This window comes from Azotobacter bryophylli, assembly GCF_042643485.1.
In the GTDB taxonomy this organism is placed as follows: Bacteria; Pseudomonadota; Gammaproteobacteria; order Pseudomonadales; family Pseudomonadaceae; genus Azotobacter; species Azotobacter bryophylli.
This window is the reverse complement of the sequence record NZ_JBHRSJ010000029.1, coordinates 25,806-41,598: the sequence shown is the minus strand read 5'-3', so window position 1 is coordinate 41,598 and position 15,793 is coordinate 25,806. Positions and strand designations below refer to the sequence as shown.

At 64.4% G+C, this 15,793-nt stretch carries 16 protein-coding genes and 1 other RNA gene; 10 read left to right on the top strand and 7 right to left on the bottom strand.

The window, feature by feature from the left end:
• The first annotated feature begins 6 nt into the window (after positions 1–6).
• Positions 7–483: a YaiI/YqxD family protein gene (locus tag ACFOJE_RS13185; protein ID WP_377814832.1), complete on the top strand. Its 477-nt coding sequence runs from the start codon at positions 7–9 to the stop codon at positions 481–483.
• A 134-nt stretch (positions 484–617) separates the two neighbouring features.
• On the opposite strand, the gene elbB is transcribed toward ACFOJE_RS13185, so the two are convergent.
• A complete protein-coding gene (elbB, locus tag ACFOJE_RS13180) occupies positions 618–1,271 on the bottom strand; it encodes an isoprenoid biosynthesis glyoxalase ElbB (protein WP_377814831.1) in 654 nt (217 codons plus the stop codon).
• Between the two features lie 396 nt (positions 1,272–1,667).
• Here elbB and hemB point away from each other — a divergent pair, with 396 nt between their 5' ends.
• A complete protein-coding gene (gene hemB / locus ACFOJE_RS13175; protein WP_377814830.1) occupies positions 1,668–2,681 on the top strand; it encodes a porphobilinogen synthase in 1,014 nt (337 codons plus the stop codon).
• Between the two features lie 20 nt (positions 2,682–2,701).
• The gene (gene ppk1, locus ACFOJE_RS13170; protein ID WP_377814829.1) at positions 2,702–4,915 is read left to right on the top strand and encodes a polyphosphate kinase 1; all 2,214 of its coding nucleotides are present in this window, start codon (positions 2,702–2,704) and stop codon (positions 4,913–4,915) included.
• A gap of 64 nt (positions 4,916–4,979) precedes the next feature.
• Here ppk1 and ppx read toward each other — a convergent pair whose 3' ends face one another.
• Positions 4,980–6,488: an exopolyphosphatase gene (gene ppx / locus ACFOJE_RS13165; RefSeq protein WP_377814828.1), complete on the bottom strand. Its 1,509-nt coding sequence runs from the start codon at positions 6,486–6,488 to the stop codon at positions 4,980–4,982.
• Positions 6,489–6,784: 296 nt separating this feature from the next.
• Between ppx and trxA the strand changes: the two genes are divergently transcribed.
• The 4 genes from trxA (at position 6,785) to ACFOJE_RS13145 (ending at position 11,328) form a co-directional block, all read left to right on the top strand.
• Entirely contained in the window at positions 6,785–7,111 is a 327-nt protein-coding gene (gene trxA / locus ACFOJE_RS13160) for a thioredoxin TrxA (protein ID WP_377814826.1), read from the top strand.
• A 303-nt stretch (positions 7,112–7,414) separates the two neighbouring features.
• Positions 7,415–8,674, top strand: a complete 1,260-nt coding sequence (gene rho, locus ACFOJE_RS13155; protein WP_377814825.1) for a transcription termination factor Rho — start codon at positions 7,415–7,417, stop codon at positions 8,672–8,674.
• A 120-nt stretch (positions 8,675–8,794) separates the two neighbouring features.
• The gene (gene ubiD / locus ACFOJE_RS13150; RefSeq protein ID WP_377814824.1) at positions 8,795–10,261 is read left to right on the top strand and encodes a 4-hydroxy-3-polyprenylbenzoate decarboxylase; all 1,467 of its coding nucleotides are present in this window, start codon (positions 8,795–8,797) and stop codon (positions 10,259–10,261) included.
• 98 nt (positions 10,262–10,359) lie between these two features.
• The gene (locus tag ACFOJE_RS13145; RefSeq protein ID WP_377814823.1) at positions 10,360–11,328 is read left to right on the top strand and encodes a CDP-6-deoxy-delta-3,4-glucoseen reductase; all 969 of its coding nucleotides are present in this window, start codon (positions 10,360–10,362) and stop codon (positions 11,326–11,328) included.
• 5 nt (positions 11,329–11,333) lie between these two features.
• Here the strand turns inward: ACFOJE_RS13145 and ACFOJE_RS13140 are convergent, their stop codons facing one another.
• Complete coding sequence (locus tag ACFOJE_RS13140) at positions 11,334–11,783, bottom strand: EVE domain-containing protein (protein WP_377814822.1); 450 nt, start codon at positions 11,781–11,783, stop codon at positions 11,334–11,336.
• Between the two features lie 200 nt (positions 11,784–11,983).
• Here ACFOJE_RS13140 and ACFOJE_RS13135 point away from each other — a divergent pair, with 200 nt between their 5' ends.
• Positions 11,984–12,112: a hypothetical protein gene (locus ACFOJE_RS13135; protein WP_377814821.1), complete on the top strand. Its 129-nt coding sequence runs from the start codon at positions 11,984–11,986 to the stop codon at positions 12,110–12,112.
• A 4-nt stretch (positions 12,113–12,116) separates the two neighbouring features.
• On the opposite strand, the gene ACFOJE_RS13130 is transcribed toward ACFOJE_RS13135, so the two are convergent.
• The 4 genes from ACFOJE_RS13130 to ACFOJE_RS13115 all read right to left on the bottom strand — a co-directional run bounded on the left by ACFOJE_RS13130 (position 12,117) and on the right by ACFOJE_RS13115 (position 13,579).
• Positions 12,117–12,770, bottom strand: coding sequence for a 5-formyltetrahydrofolate cyclo-ligase (locus tag ACFOJE_RS13130; protein WP_377814820.1), 654 nt, complete (start codon positions 12,768–12,770; stop codon positions 12,117–12,119).
• Between the two features lie 80 nt (positions 12,771–12,850).
• Positions 12,851–13,028: non-coding RNA, 6S RNA (ssrS, locus tag ACFOJE_RS13125), on the bottom strand.
• A gap of 30 nt (positions 13,029–13,058) precedes the next feature.
• Entirely contained in the window at positions 13,059–13,373 is a 315-nt protein-coding gene (locus ACFOJE_RS13120) for a cell division protein ZapA (RefSeq protein ID WP_377814819.1), read from the bottom strand.
• Entirely contained in the window at positions 13,370–13,579 is a 210-nt protein-coding gene (locus ACFOJE_RS13115; protein WP_377814818.1) for a TIGR02449 family protein, read from the bottom strand. Before ACFOJE_RS13115 ends, ACFOJE_RS13120 begins: the two co-directional genes overlap by 4 nt.
• Before the next feature lie 280 nt (positions 13,580–13,859).
• Here ACFOJE_RS13115 and ACFOJE_RS13110 point away from each other — a divergent pair, with 280 nt between their 5' ends.
• A complete protein-coding gene (locus ACFOJE_RS13110) occupies positions 13,860–14,414 on the top strand; it encodes a YecA/YgfB family protein (RefSeq protein ID WP_377814817.1) in 555 nt (184 codons plus the stop codon).
• Between the two features lie 42 nt (positions 14,415–14,456).
• Entirely contained in the window at positions 14,457–15,791 is a 1,335-nt protein-coding gene (gene pepP / locus ACFOJE_RS13105) for a Xaa-Pro aminopeptidase (protein ID WP_377814816.1), read from the top strand.
• Positions 15,792–15,793: the final 2 nt, after the last annotated feature.

Sequence of the window (15,793 nt, the reverse complement as noted above, 5' to 3'; positions counted from 1 at the left end):
TGCCCCATGCGAGTCTGGATCGACGCCGATGCCTGTCCCAAGGCCGCCAAGGACCAGGTGGTCAAGTTCGCCCTCAAGCGCCGATTCCAGGTAGTCCTGGTGGCGGGACAGGCGCAGGTCAAGCCGGCGTTCGCCTGCGTACGGCTGGTCGTGGTGCCGAGCGGGCCGGACGCGGCGGACGATTATCTGGTCGAGCACGCGGCGCCGGGCGAACTGGTCATCTGCAGCGACATCCCGCTGGCCGACCGACTGATCAAGAAGGGCGTGGCCGTCCTGGACCCGCGCGGTCGGGAGTTCGACGAGCGCAACATGGGCGAACGCCTGGCGGTGCGCAACCTGCTCAGCGATCTGCGCGATCAGGGGCAGATGGGCGGCGGGCAGGCGCCGTACGGCGAGCGCGAGCGACAGGCCTTCGCCAATGCCCTCGACCGCATCCTGACGCGGCTCAGGCTTTCCCCGGCGCAGGGGCCTGCGCTTTCGTGACTTCCCCCGATGGCCGGTGATACGGCACGGCCGAGTCTGGCCATGGCCCGTCTGCGCTTGCTAATTCATTCCTCGCCAGGACTGGCAATCAGCTATGCCTCCGGTGCGGGCAGCCCGGAGGCGGAGCGCCCCGCTCAGGCCAGGTCGAGGACGCGATCGACCAGCTTGTTGATGCCCGTGGCGGTCTCGCTGATCGACTGGGCCAGCATGTAGGCCGGGGTGGTGACCAGCTTGCGCGACACGTCGACGACGATGTCGCTGACCTCGCATTCCTCGTGCTGCGCCCCCATGCCGGTGACGGCCTGGGCGGTCTCCGGATCGTGGCCGATGGTGCAGAGAACGCCGGGGCCGTAGATCTTGGCCGCCATCACCGGGGAGATGCAGATCAGGCCCACCGGCTTGCCGGCCTGGGCGAAGGCCTGGGCGAAGGCCAGCACATCGGGTTGCACCGTGCAGTTGGCGCCGCTCACGGCGAAGTCGCAGAGGTTCTTCGCCGCGCCGAAGCCGCCGGGGATGATCAGCGCGTCGAACTCCTCGGGCCTGCCTTCGCGGATGTCCTTGATCTTGCCGCGGGCCAGACGGGCGGCCTCCACCAGCACGTTGCGGCTCTCCGCCATCTCGTCGCCGGTGTAGTGATCGATCACGTGCAGCTGCGGAATGTTCGGCGCGAAGCACTGCACCTGGGCACCTCGCTGGTCGAGGCGCAGCAGGGTGATCACGCTCTCGTAGATTTCGGATCCGTCGTAGACGCCGCAGCCGGCGAGGATGACGGCAACTTTTTTGTTCATGGACATGCTCCTTGTTCGGACCGGGCGCGCCGCGTGGGCATGCGCCCCGGTGGTTGGGAAGGCTGCGTTTCGAAGGACTGCGGCGGATCGATACCGCTCGTCGGTCGCTCGGAGGCGCAGGATCGGGACAATGGGAGCAATCCTAGCTTTTTGCGGCCTGCGAGGGGACGACTGCGAGTCGCTCCCGGGCGTCTATTTCGACCGGGCTGCCGAGGGACAGTGCCGCATTCGGGGAAAATCGCCGGCGAAGGACTGGCCCTCGAGGCGCGGGCTGGTGACAATGGCCATTGGTATTGCCATGAACCTTAGGGTCGACTTTTACCTGTAATATCTTGGTCATTCGGACAGCTTATAACTGTCATACTGCGCCCGCTGATGCGGGACCTGGAGTCCGCCGTGAGCTTTACCCCCGCCAATCGCCTGTTCCCCGCCACCCGCCTGCGCCGCAACCGCCGCGACGACTTTTCCCGCCGCCTGGTGCGCGAGAGCGTACTGACTCCCAGCGATCTGATCCTGCCGGTATTCGTCCTCGACGGCGAGAACCGTCGCGAGGCCGTGCCGTCGATGCCGGGCGTCGAGCGGCTGTCGATCGATCTGCTGCTCGAGGAGGCGGCAGAACTGGTGGCCCTGGGGATTCCGGCGCTGGCGCTGTTCCCGGTCACGCCCCTGGAGAAGAAATCGCTGGATGCCGCCGAGGCCTGGAACCCGGAGGGCATCGCCCAGCGCGCCACCCGCGCCCTGCGCGAGCGCTTTCCCGAACTCGGCATCATCACCGACGTGGCCCTTGACCCGTTCACCACCCACGGCCAGGACGGCATTCTCGACGAGCACGGTTACGTGCAGAACGACGTCACCGTCGATGCCCTGGTGAAGCAGGCGCTTTCCCATGCCGAGGCCGGAGCCCAGGTGGTCGCGCCGTCGGACATGATGGACGGTCGCATCCAGGCGATCCGCGAGGCGCTGGAGCTGGCCGATCATCCGAACGTGCGGATCATGGCCTACTCGGCCAAGTACGCCAGCGCCTACTACGGCCCGTTCCGCGACGCGGTCGGCTCCGCCGCCAACCTCGGCAAGAGCAACAAGAACACCTATCAGATGGACCCGGCCAACGGTAACGAGGCCCTGCACGAGGTCGCGGCCGATCTGGCCGAAGGCGCCGACATGGTGATGGTCAAGCCCGGTCAGCCCTATCTGGACGTGCTCTGGCGGGTGAAGGAGGCCTTCAAGGTGCCGACCTTCGCCTATCAGGTCAGCGGCGAGTACGCCATGCACATGGCGGCGATCCAGAACGGCTGGCTGAGCGAGGCGGTGATCCTGGAGTCGCTGGTCGGCTTCAAGCGCGCCGGGGCCGACGGCATCCTCACCTATTTCGCCAAGCGCGCGGCACAACTACTAAAACAAGGGCAATAGCCCGCTGCGGGGATGAAGAGATGAACACCGAAGGACTCAACGACAAAGCCGTGCTCGAATCCGTGCCCGTACCGGAAGCGAGCGTCGAGGTGCCTGCGCCGTCCGTTCCGTCGCCCGCTCCGGCTGCGGCGGAGGCGCCGGCGGCCGCGCCGGTGCCGAGCCTGGATGACACCGGCCTGTACATCCACCGCGAGCTGTCCCAGCTGCAGTTCAATGCCCGCGTGCTGGCCCAGGCGCTGGACGAGTCCTATCCGCTGCTCGAGCGGCTGAAGTTCCTGCTAATCTTCTCCAGCAATCTCGACGAGTTCTTCGAGATCCGCGTCGCCGGCCTGAAGAAGCAGGTGGCTTTCGCCCGCGAGCTGACCGGCGCCGACGGCCTGCAGCCGCACCAGGCGCTGACGCGGATCAGCGAGCAGGTGCACGAGCTGGTGGCGCGGCAGTACGCGATCCTCAATGACGTGCTGCTGCCGATGCTCGAGCAGCACGAGATCCGCTTCATCCGCCGCCGTTACTGGACGACGAAGATCAAGACCTGGGTGCGGCGCTATTTCCGCGAGGAGATCGCGCCGATCATGACCCCGATCGGCCTGGACCCGACCCACCCGTTCCCGCTGTTGGTGAACAAGAGTCTGAACTTCATCGTCGAGCTGGAGGGCGTCGATGCCTTCGGGCGTGACTCCGGTCTGGCCATCCTGCCCGCACCGCGCCAGATGCCGCGGGTGATCCGGGTGCCGGAAGAGGTCGGCGGCCCCGGCGACAACTTCGTGTTCCTCTCCTCGATGATCCATGCCCATGCCGACGACCTGTTCCAGGGCATGAAGGTCAAGGGCTGCTACCAGTTCCGCCTGACCCGCAACGCCGACCTGTCGGTGGACGCCGAGGACGTCGAGGACCTCGCCCGCGCGCTGCGCGGCGAACTGTTCTCCCGGCGTTTCGGCGACGCGGTGCGCCTGGAGGTGGTGGACAGCTGCCCGCAGCACCTCACCGACTACCTGCTCAAGCAGTTTGGCCTGTCCGAGTCGGAGATGTACCGGGTGAACGGTCCGGTCAACCTGACCCGGCTGTTCGCCATCACCGGCCTGGACAGCCATCCCGAGCTGCAGAATAAGCCCTTCACCCCGGTCATCCCCAAGGCGCTGCAGAACAGCGAGAACATGTTCAACGTGATCGGCAAGCAGGACGTGCTGCTGCTGCATCCCTTCGAATCCTTCACCCCGGTGGTCGACCTGCTCCGCCATGCGGCCAAGGACCCTTACGTCCTGGCCATCAAGCAGACCCTGTACCGCTCCGGGGCCAATTCGGAGATCGTCGACGCCCTGGTGGAGGCGGCGCGCAACGGCAAGGAGGTCACCGCGGTGATCGAGCTGCGCGCGCGCTTCGACGAGGAATCCAACCTCGCCCTGGCCAGTCGTCTGCAGCAGGCGGGGGCCGTGGTCATCTACGGCGTGGTCGGCTTCAAGACCCACGCCAAGATGATGCTGATCCTACGGCGCGAGAACGGCGAGCTGCGCCGCTACGCGCACCTGGGGACCGGCAACTACCATACCGGCAACGCCCGCCTGTACACCGACTACAGCCTGCTGACCGCCGATCTGGCGCTGTGCGAAGACGTCTCCAAGCTGTTCAACCAACTGATCGGCATGGGCAAGACCCTGCGCATGAAAAAGCTCCTGCATGCGCCCTTCACCCTGAAGAAGACCCTGCTCGATCTGATCGCCCGCGAGACCCAGCATGCCCACGAGGGCAAGCCGGCGCAGATCATCGTCAAGATCAACGCGCTCACCGATGCGAAGATGATCCGCGCGCTGTACCGGGCCAGTCAGGCCGGGGTGAAGATCGACCTCATCGTGCGCGGCATGTGCTGCCTGCGCCCGGGTATTCCCGGCGTTTCGCACAACATCCAGGTGCGCTCGATCATCGGCCGTTTTCTCGAACACACCCGGGTGTTCTACTTCCTCAATGGCGGCGACGAGCAGGTCTACCTGTCCAGTGCCGACTGGATGGAGCGCAACCTCGATCACCGGGTTGAGACCTGCTTCCCGGTGGAGGGCAAGAAACTGCTCACTCGGGTGAAAAAGGAGCTCGAGGCCTATCTGACCGACAACACCCATGCCTGGGTGCTGCACAGCGACGGCAGTTATCAGCGCCTGCAGCCGACCGGCAACCAGAACCCGCGCAGCGTCCAGGCCATGCTGCTGGAGAGGCTGGGCAGCCCGATGCTCAATACCCGCTGAGCGCAGGGGCCGTGCCGGCGAAGAGGGAAGAGGGGGCTGACGCCCCCTTTTTCATGGGAGTGGCTCAGCGAGCGGAAATGCGGTAGCCGACTCGCGCCAGCCACTCGGCCTCCTGCTCGAAGTCAGCCTGGGTCAGCGGGTTGGCACTAAGCCAGCCCTCGGGGAAGATCAGCTCTAGGCTGCGCTCTTCGGCCTTGAACTGCACCTTGGGCATCTCCTGGGTACCGCGGATGTGGTGGAAGAGGATGGCGACGCGCAGCAGGATGCACAGCCGCACCAGCTTGTCGCCGTCGTCTGCGCTGAACTCGCTGAACTTTTCCTTGGGAATGTTGCGGCGATGGCTGCGCACCAGCAGCGCCAGCACCTGTTGATCCTGGCGGGAGAAGCCGGCCAGATCGGAGTGCTCGATCAGGTAGGCGCCATGCTTGTGGTAGTGGTAGTGGGCGATGTCCAGGCCGATCTCGTGGACACGGGACGCCCAGCTCAGCAGTTCGCGGTAAGACTCGTCCTGCAGCCCCCAGGGCTCGGCCACCTGGTCGAGCGCCGAGAGCGCCTTGGCCTCGACCCGTGCCGCCTGCTCCAGGTCCACGTGGTAGCGCTCCATCAGCGAGCTGAGCGTGCGTTCGCGCACGTCTTCGTGATGGTAGCGGCCGAGCATGTCGTAGAGCACGCCTTCGCGCAGGGCACCTTCGGAATAGATCATCCTCCGAAGCTGCAGAGCATCGAATATCGCTTCGATGATCGCCAGGCCGGCGGGGAAGATCGCCCGGCGATCCGGCTTGATGCCGTCCAGGTCCAGCTTGTCGACCTCGCTCTGCTTGAGGACCTTGCGTTTCAGCCAGACCAGGCCGTCCGCGGTGATTTCGCCGTTGTTGCTGTAGCCACCGTTCTGTATGACCTGGCCGACCGTGCGGATGGTACCCGAAGAGCCCACGGCCTCCTGCCAGCCGAGGCGCTGCAGCCCCTTCTCGATGTTCATCAGTTCCAGACGGGCGGCGGTGTAGGCCTGAGCATAGCGAGCGGGGGTGATCTTGCCGTCCGGGAAGAAACGGCCGGTGAAGCTCACGCTGCCCATCTGCAGGCTTTCGCGCAGCTGCGGCTCGAAGCTTTCGCCGATGATGAACTCCGTGCTGCCGCCGCCGATGTCGACCACCAGGCGCTTGCCCTCCGCAGCAGGGAGGCTGTGGGAGACGCCGAGATAGATCAGGCGTGCTTCCTCGCGACCGGAGATCACCTCGACGGGATGACCCAGAATTTCCTGTGCGCGGCGAATGAACTCGGCGCGATTGTGTGCCTCGCGCAGTGCGTTGGTGCCGACGATGCGCACCGCGCCCTGCGGCAGCCCGCTGATCAGCTGGGCGAAGCGGCGCAGGCAGTCGAGGCCGCGTTGTATGGACTCTTCGCTGAGATGGCGTTGCGCATTGAGTCCTGCGGCCAGCTGAACTTTCTCGCCGAGACGATCGAGCAGGCGGATCTCACTCTGCTCGGGTTTGGCCAGAACCATGTGGAAGCTGTTGGAGCCCAGATCGATGGCTGCAATCAGTGAAAAGTTCTCGGCTGGGATTCTCGGCATGACGGGCGTCTCAAGGGGCGAACCGGAGCATCCTGCCATGGGGATACGGCTACGCCAATTTCGTATGGTTGAAAATGAATGACATGGCGGGACCATTATAGGGCGTTCGGATTGTGGGGATTAAAGCGGAACGAACCGAACGGGCGGCGTTTTCTCCCGCTCGGCCTGCCGCAGTATCGACCGCTGGCGGGATGCTCTGGTTCGCAGAAAGGACTTGCGGGCGCTCGCCTTCCCAGTTCCGCGCGAGGCGGGCTATGATGTCGGCTGATCTGCTTACCGATCCCCGGAGATTTTCCATGAGCGACCTCATTACCAACGTCAGCGACGATAGCTTCGAGCAGGATGTGCTCCGTGCCGAGGGGCCCGTGCTGGTCGATTACTGGGCCGAGTGGTGCGGCCCGTGCAAGATGATTGCGCCGGTGCTCAATGAGATTGCCAAGGACTATCAGGGCAAGCTCAAAGTCTGCAAGTTGAATATCGACGAGAACCAGGGCACTCCGTCCAAGTACGGTGTCCGCGGGATTCCGACGCTGATGCTGTTCAAGAACGGCAACGTCGAGGCGACCAAGGTCGGCGCGCTGTCCAAATCGCAATTGGCTGCTTTCCTCGACAGCAATATCTGAGGCGCTGCTCCGGGCCGATGAAAGCCCCGTGCCCGGGGCCGATGAGCGGAGACAGGCCTTGCGGCCTGTTTCTCTTCATCTGCCCGTTGAGCGCCGCGTTTCGGGCTTCTTGCGGTTTTTGAAGCAGGAGACTGGACGCCACTTCTCGCCGGTGTTACATTCGACGCTCGCAACCTGTATTACCCGTTGCCCTCCGCCAGCCGTCGCCGACGCACTCCTTTCGAATAAGTACAGCGATCCGTTCGCCCTTTCCGTGACGCGGCTTCCCAAGCTCAACGCTTCCGCTTCCAACCTACGCCCTCTATGAACCTGACCGAACTCAAGCAAAAGCCGATTACCGAACTGTTGGAAATGGCCGAACAGATGGGCCTGGAAAACATGGCCCGTTCGCGCAAGCAGGATGTGATCTTCTCCCTGCTGAAGAAGCACGCGAAAAGTGGCGAGGAAATCTCCGGTGACGGCGTGCTGGAGATTCTCCAGGACGGCTTCGGTTTCCTGCGTTCGGCGGACTCCTCCTATCTTGCCGGTCCGGACGACATCTATGTCTCTCCGAGCCAGATCCGCCGTTTCAACCTGCGCACCGGCGACACCATCGTCGGCAAGATCCGGCCGCCGAAGGAGGGCGAGCGTTATTTCGCCTTGCTCAAGGTCGATTCGATCAACTTTGATCGTCCGGAAAATGCCAAGAACAAGATTCTGTTCGAGAACCTCACCCCGCTGTTCCCCAACCAGCGTCTGACCATGGAGGCCGGCAACGGCTCCACCGAAGACCTGACCGGCCGGGTGATCGATCTCTGCGCCCCGATCGGCAAGGGCCAGCGCGGCCTGATCGTCGCTCCGCCGAAGGCGGGCAAAACCATCATGCTGCAGAACATCGCCAGCAATATCACGCGCAACAATCCCGAGTGCCACCTGATCGTCCTGCTGATCGACGAGCGCCCGGAAGAAGTGACCGAGATGCAGCGTACCGTGCGCGGCGAAGTGGTCGCCTCCACCTTCGACGAGCCGCCGACCCGCCACGTGCAGGTCGCCGAGATGGTGATCGAGAAGGCCAAGCGCCTGGTCGAGCACAAGAAGGACGTGGTCATCCTGCTCGATTCCATCACCCGTCTGGCGCGGGCCTACAACACCGTGATCCCCAGCTCCGGCAAGGTGCTGACCGGCGGTGTCGACGCCCATGCCCTGGAGAAGCCCAAGCGCTTCTTCGGTGCTGCGCGCAACATCGAGGAAGGCGGTAGCCTGACCATCCTCGCCACCGCGCTGGTGGAGACCGGGTCGAAGATGGACGAGGTGATCTACGAGGAATTCAAGGGAACCGGCAACATGGAGCTGCAGCTCGATCGCAAGATCTCCGAGAAGCGCGTGTTCCCGGCCATCAACATCAACAAGTCGGGCACCCGTCGCGAAGAGCTGTTGACCGGCGATGAGGAGCTGCAGCGCATGTGGATCCTGCGCAAGATCCTCCACCCGATGGACGAGATCGCCGCCATCGAATTCCTGCTGGATCGTCTGAAAGATACCAAGACCAACGAGGAATTCTTCCAGTCGATGAAGCGCAAGTAAGCTTCTCCTCGGACAGAGACAACGGCCGGTGCTTCCGGCCGTTGTCGTTTCTGTTTCACTGTTCCGAAGCGCCTCCGATCGGCGCTAGACTTGCCCCTTCGATTTTTCCGAGGCACCAGCATGCAGTATCGCGACCTGCGCGATTTCATTCGCGGCTTGGAAGCGCGCGGCGAACTCAAGCGCATCCAGACGCCGGTTTCCCCCGTGCTCGAAATGACCGAAGTCTGCGACCGTACCCTGCGCAGGCAGGGGCCGGCGCTGCTATTCGAGAAACCCAGCGGATTCTCCATGCCGGTGCTCGGCAACCTGTTCGGCACGCCCAAGCGCGTGGCACTGGGCATGGGGGCCGAGGAGGTCGGCGAGCTGCGCGAGGTCGGCAAGCTGCTGGCCTTCCTCAAGGAGCCGGAGCCGCCGAAGGGGCTGAAGGATGCCTGGTCCAAGCTGCCGATCTTCAAGAAAGTTCTGGTCATGGCGCCAAAGGTGCTCAAGGACGCTCCCTGCCACGAAGAGATCCTCGAAGGCGACGACGTTGACCTCGGTCGGCTGCCGGTGCAGACCTGCTGGCCCGGCGATGCCGGTCCCTTGATCACCTGGGGCTTGACCATCACCCGCGGGCCGAACAAGGAACGGCAGAATCTGGGCATCTACCGTCAGCAGGTGATCGGTCGCAACAAAGTCATCATGCGCTGGCTCAGCCATCGCGGCGGCGCCCTGGATTTTCGCGAGTGGTGCGAGAAGCATCCGGGGAAACCGTACCCGGTAGCGGTGGCGCTCGGTGCGGATCCGGCGACCATTCTCGGTGCGGTCACTCCGGTGCCGGATAGCCTTTCCGAATATGCCTTCGCCGGCCTGCTGCGCGGCCACAAGACCGAGTTGGTGAAGTGTCTCGGCAGTGATCTGCAGGTGCCGGCCAGCGCCGAGATCGTGCTGGAGGGACACATCTATCCCGGCGAGATGGCCGACGAAGGGCCCTACGGCGACCATACCGGCTACTACAACGAGGTCGACCGTTTCCCGGTGTTCACCGTGGAGCGGATCACCAAGCGCCGCGACGCCATCTACCACAGCACCTATACCGGTCGTCCGCCGGATGAGCCGGCGATCCTTGGCGTGGCGCTGAACGAGGTGTTCGTGCCGATCCTGCAGAAGCAGTTCCCCGAGATCGTCGATTTCTACCTGCCGCCGGAGGGCTGCTCCTACCGCATGGCGGTGGTGACCATGAAGAAGCAGTATCCGGGGCACGCCAAGCGGGTGATGCTCGGTGTCTGGTCGTTCCTGCGCCAGTTCATGTACACCAAGTTCGTCATCGTCACCGACGACGATATCGATGCCCGCGACTGGAACGACGTGATCTGGGCGATCACCACGCGCATGGATCCCAAGCGCGATACGGTGATGATCGACAACACGCCGATCGATTACCTGGACTTCGCCTCGCCTATCTCGGGCCTCGGCAGCAAGATGGGCCTGGATGCCACCCACAAGTGGCCCGGCGAGACCAATCGCGAATGGGGACGTGCCATCCGCCAGGACCCGGCGGTGAAGCAGCGTGTCGACGAGCTCTGGGCTCAACTGGGGATCGACTGATCCGGCGTTTTGTAAGCACGAGGCCGTCTGCGCTATGGTGCAAGCTTGAGGGCCTCGTCCGCAGGTCGTCCCGATAATCTTGATAACGAGTTGAGCCGATGAAAGTCACCCTGCAGCCCTCCGGCGCCCGACTGGATGTACGCGCGGGCGAGCGCATTCTCGATGCCGCCCGCCGGCAGGGCTACGAATGTCCGCATAGCTGCCGCAACGGTAATTGCCATGTTTGCGCCGCGTTGCTGGTGGAGGGGCGGGTGCGCCAGGCTGGCGAGGAGCGTGACCATGGCGAACTCTTCACCTGCCTGGCCGAGCCGCTGGAAGATTGCGTGTTGCACTGGGATGGCGTGATGGCCCGCGGAGAGCTACCGGTCCGCGAGTTGAGCTGCCAACTGGTCGAATGCCTTGATGTGGGCGGCGACGTCTTCCGCTTGCGCCTGCGTGCGCCGGCCGGCAAATCGCCGCGCTACTACGCCGGTCAGTACCTGTTGCTGGCCCGCGAGAACGGCGAATACTCCGCTTTCTCGCTGGCTTCGGCGCCGGCCATGGGGCGCGAACTGGAGCTGCACATCCTGGCGCGCGAGGCTCCGGTCCGGGAGCTGCTGGCGTTCATCCGGCGCCAGGGTATGGCGCGGGTGAAGCTCCCCTTCGGCGATACCCACCTGGCCGAACTGCCCGAAGGCCCGCTGGTGCTGATCGCCGCCGGCACCGGCATGGCGCAGATGCAGAGCCTGATCGAGCATTGCCGGGCCGAGGGCTTCCCCCATCCGGTGCATCTCTACTGGGGCGCCCGGCAGCCGGAGGATTTCTACGCGCTGGCCCATTGGCAGGAGTGGCAGAGCCTGCCGAATCTGCATCTGCACAGGGTGGTCAGCGATCTGTGCAGCTGGGAAGGGCGCTGCGGCATGCTGTACCAGGCGGTGCTGGAGGATTTCACCGATCTCAAGCACCTGCATGTCTATGCCAGCGGCTCGCCGGTCATGGTCTATGCCACCCTGGACGCTCTTGTCGAGGCTGGCATGAACCCCCATCAGATGCGTGCCGATGTCTTCGCCTACGCGCCGCGGGGCTGAATGCCTCAGCGTAGAGCGAGCACGGCGGCCCACTCCTCCTCGGCGACCGGCATTACCGAAAGCCGGTTGCCTTTCTTGAGTAGCGCCAGATCGGCCAGTTCCGGCCTGCCGCGCAGGTTCGTCAGGTCGAGGATGTCGGCGAAGGCCTCGACGAACCGCACATCCACCGCGCTCCAGGGGTTCTTCTCCATGCTGGCCTTGGGATCGAGATAGGGGCTCCGCTGATCGAGTGCGCTCGGGTCCGGATAGGCTTCGCCAACGATCCGGCCAATGCCGGCGATGCCCGGGCGCGGGCAGCTGGAGTGGTAGAAGAAGAACAGATCGCCGTCACGCATTTCGCGCAGGAAGTTGCGCGCCTGGTAATTGCGCACCCCGTCCCAACGCGTCTGGCCGAGTTTCTGTAGGGTGCTGATCGCCAATTCTTCGGGCTCGGATTTCATCAGCCAAAACGGCATGGAGATTGCCTCAAGGTTCCGGCTCGAATCGCCCTAAAGTCTTGGGCGAAACCAGCCGACGATCGGTTGTATGGAGCATTTGCGCGGCGTCTCGGGTTAGCGGAGAATGCCGCCGCTTTCGGGAAGCCAGCACTTTTTTGTGGTCACCGTCAAACCGCTGTTCATCGTAAGGAATGTTGCCTTAAAGGGGGAGGCAGTCGATGAAACGCAAGCCAGATCTACTGTGGGTTCTAGTCATTCTGTTCGGATTGGGGGTGGTCACGACCGGTTACGCGGAGAGCCACTGGGAACAAAACCAGTTGCCGGTCAACGCCAGCGTGCTGCAGTAGCTTCCTACCTTTTCGACTGGCACCGCAGGGAGTGCGGTGCTGTTGTTCTCCGATCTTCCTCGCCGTACCAGGCTCTGTCCGTCACCGTTGCCTGCAAAGGCACATCCCAGCTGGCCAGTTCCAGCCGGTCCACCTTCTGACATTCGTGGGCAAGCCCCAAGAGCGTCGGCTTCTGACAATTTTTGCGTCGGGCGCGATAGGCCAGGCTGCGGTCGTAGAACCCCCCGCCCATGCCCAGACGTCCCCCGTGCGGGTCGAAACCCACCAGCGGCATCAGCAGCAGGCTCAAGGCCCAGACCTTGCGCTGGCGGGCGTGGTTCGGGCGCGGTTCGCGGATGCGGAACCGGTTCAGCGTCAGCCTCTCCCCCGGCCGTATGCGCTGAAACACCATGCGGGTCGCCGGCCAGGCATTGAGGACCGGCAGATAGGTCGTCTTGCCGCGCCGCTGCGCTTCTCGAAGCAGCAGCTGCGGATCGATTTCGCCGTCGTTGGGCAGATACAGGGCGATATGCCGGCTGCGGCGGAACAGTGGATGCTGCGCCAGCTGGCGATAGAGTCTGCGCGCCGCTTGGCGTTGCTGGGAGATACTGAGCGCGCGGCGTCGCTGGCGCAGCAGGCGGCGTAACTGGGCACGGGAAAGGCCGGCGGATTCGATCATGCCGATGATGGGTCGAGTCGGGAGGGATAACTTGCGCAGAGCCTACCGCAATCGGATGGGGTAAGCGAGGCGAGAGACGAGGGCTCCCCGAAGTGCCGCTGTCGGCTTGACCCTTGAACCCGAAAGTTCAAGGTGGCGACTGCCGGCGATCTTAAGGCTTTCCGTCAGGCGGACATGCACACGGATCGCACGTGCAGCCTCCGAGGTTTTGCGTATCGGGAGAGGGACGTGGCCAACTGGCGCACACACCAGGGAGTTGAGGCCAGTATACCCTAATCCCGAGCGGATTCAGCCGTGCAGCTCATCCGGATTGTTGGACAGGGCCCGGTCGACCCGGTCCAGCAGGGTGCGCACCTGTTCGCGGGTGGCGCCGGCCTGCTGGTCCTGGCGTTGCTGCTTGTGCAGCAGGTCGTGGGTGATGTTGAGGGCAGCCATCACGGCGACTCGCTCGGCGCCGATGACCTTGCCGCCGGAGCGGATCTCGCGCATCTTGCCATCGAGGTAGCGGGCGGCGCTTTCCAGGTTGGCGCGTTGTTCCGGCGGACAGGAAATGCAGTAATCCTTGTCGAGAATATGGACGACGACGGTATTGGGCTGACTCATGAATCCTGCTCCAGTGCTTTCAGGCGTAAGATCATAGATTCGACCTTGTGCCTGGCGATTTCGTTCTTTTCGATCAGATGAGCGCGCTCCTCGCGCCAAGCCTTCTCGTTTGCCAGCAGGAACCTGTTGTGAGCCTTGATCTGTTCGATGCGCTCGATCAGCAGCTCCACCTTGGCGGCAAGGGCTTGAAGGTTGGCATCTTCCATGGAATCCCCTACGTGGACTGCGAGTGAAACGGGATGTCAGGCCGTTGGCGGAAGGTCGAGCTGTCAGGGGCAAACGCCGCTTTTTCGGCTGGATTCGCCTTGTTCGCCGGATCGTCGGCGGCCTGTCAGGATAGCCCGGCGGCTGCGCTCGGATTGGTCCTGGCGCACCCGCCGATGCTAGGATACGGATGCTTTATTCTAGCCATTCACCCCCTTCGGCGCCTATAGCCCCCTGCCGGCTTTTGCGTGCGGCGCCGAGGTACCAGGAAGCGAGTCCATCATGTCCATCGACAAATCCCCCTATGCGGCCTTCGCCGCCCTGCTGGCCAGCACCGGCCAGGCGGCATCCCCGGCGGAACTGCATGGTCTGCTGCTCGGTCGCAGTTGTGCGGGGGCCGGCTTCGAGATCGAGCCCTGGCTGAGCGACGCCACCGATCTGGTCGGCAGCCAGATGCCGGACAACGTGCGCCAAGCGCTTGTCGGTCTGCAGGAGATGGTCAAGGGCGAACTGGCCGGCGGCGAGATGAGCCTGGTATTGCTGCTGCCGTCCGACGAGGCGCCGCTGGCCGAGCGCGCCGTCGCCCTGGGGCAGTGGTGCCAGGGCTTCCTCACCGGTTTCGGCTTCACCGCCGGCGATCGCGCGCTGAGCGCCGAGGCCATGGAGGTGCTGCAGGACATCGCCGCCATCGCCCAGGTTCAGGACTCCCTGGAAGAGACCGAGGATGGCGAGAGCGACTACATGGAGGTCATGGAATACCTGCGCGTCGCACCGCTCCTGCTCTTCGCCGAATGCGCCAAGCCGGTCGAGGCACCGGCCAAACCCTCTTTGCACTGAGCCGCCCGGCGCAGTCGCCTTCACTGTCTACGAGGAGCGTGCATGATCCGCATCCCGAAATCGGAATACGCCCGTCGGCGCAAGGAGCTGATGGCGCAGATGGAGCCCAACAGCATCGCCATCCTGCCGGCCGCGCCGGTGCATATCCGCAATCGCGACGTCGAGCATGTGTACCGCCAGGACAGCGACTTCCAGTACCTGTCGGGATTCCCCGAGCCGGAGGCGGTGATCGCCCTGATTCCCGGGCGGGCCCATGGCGAGTACGTGCTGTTCTGCCGCGAGCGCGACCCCGAGCGGGAGCTGTGGGACGGCCTGCGCGCCGGGCAGGAAGGCGCGGTGCGCGACTACGGCGCGGATGACGCCTTCCCCATCGCCGACATCGACGACATCCTGCCGGGCCTGGTCGAGGGCCGCAGCCGCGTCTACTACGCCATCGGCAGCAACGAGGCCTTCGACCACCAGCTGATGGAGTGGATCAAGACCATCCGTTCCAAGGCCCGTCAGGGCGCCCAGCCGCCGAGCGAGTTCGTCGCTCTCGATCACCTGCTGCACGACATGCGCCTCTACAAGAGCGCCCACGAAGTGAAGGTGATGCGCGAAGCCGCGGCGATTTCCGCCCGTGCCCACGTGCGCGCCATGCAGGCGTGCCGACCGGGGCTCAGCGAGTATCACCTGGAGGCCGAGCTGGACTACGAGTTCCGCAAGGGCGGGGCGAAGATGCCGGCCTACGGCTCGATCGTCGCCGCCGGGCGCAACGCCTGCATCCTCCACTACCGGGAGAACGAGTCCCCGCTCAAGGACGGCGACCTGGTGCTGATCGACGCCGGCTGCGAAATCGACTGCTATGCCAGCGACATTACCCGCACCTTCCCGGTCGGCGGCAAGTTCTCGCCGGAGCAGAAGGCCATCTACGAACTGGTGCTGGCGGCCAATCTGGAAGCCTTCAAGCACATCGCTCCCGGCAAGCACTGGAGCGAGGCCCATGAGGCTACCGTGCGGGTCATCACCGCGGGCCTGGTGAAGCTGGGGCTGCTGGAGGGCGAGGTCGACGCGCTGATCGCCGCGGACGCCTACAAGCCCTTCTACATGCACCGTGCCGGTCACTGGCTGGGCATGGACGTGCACGATGTCGGCGACTACAAGATCGGCGGGGAGTGGCGGGTGCTCGAGCCGGGCATGGCCATGACCGTCGAGCCCGGTATCTACATCGCCCCCGACAACCTCAAGGTCGAGGCGAGGTGGCGCGGCATCGGCGTGCGTATCGAGGACGACGTGGTGGTCACCCGGGACGGCTGCGAGATCCTCACCGGCGGCGTGCCGAAGAGCGTCGAGGAGATCGAGGCGCTGATGGCCGCCGCACGCGAGCAGGTGGCCTGAGC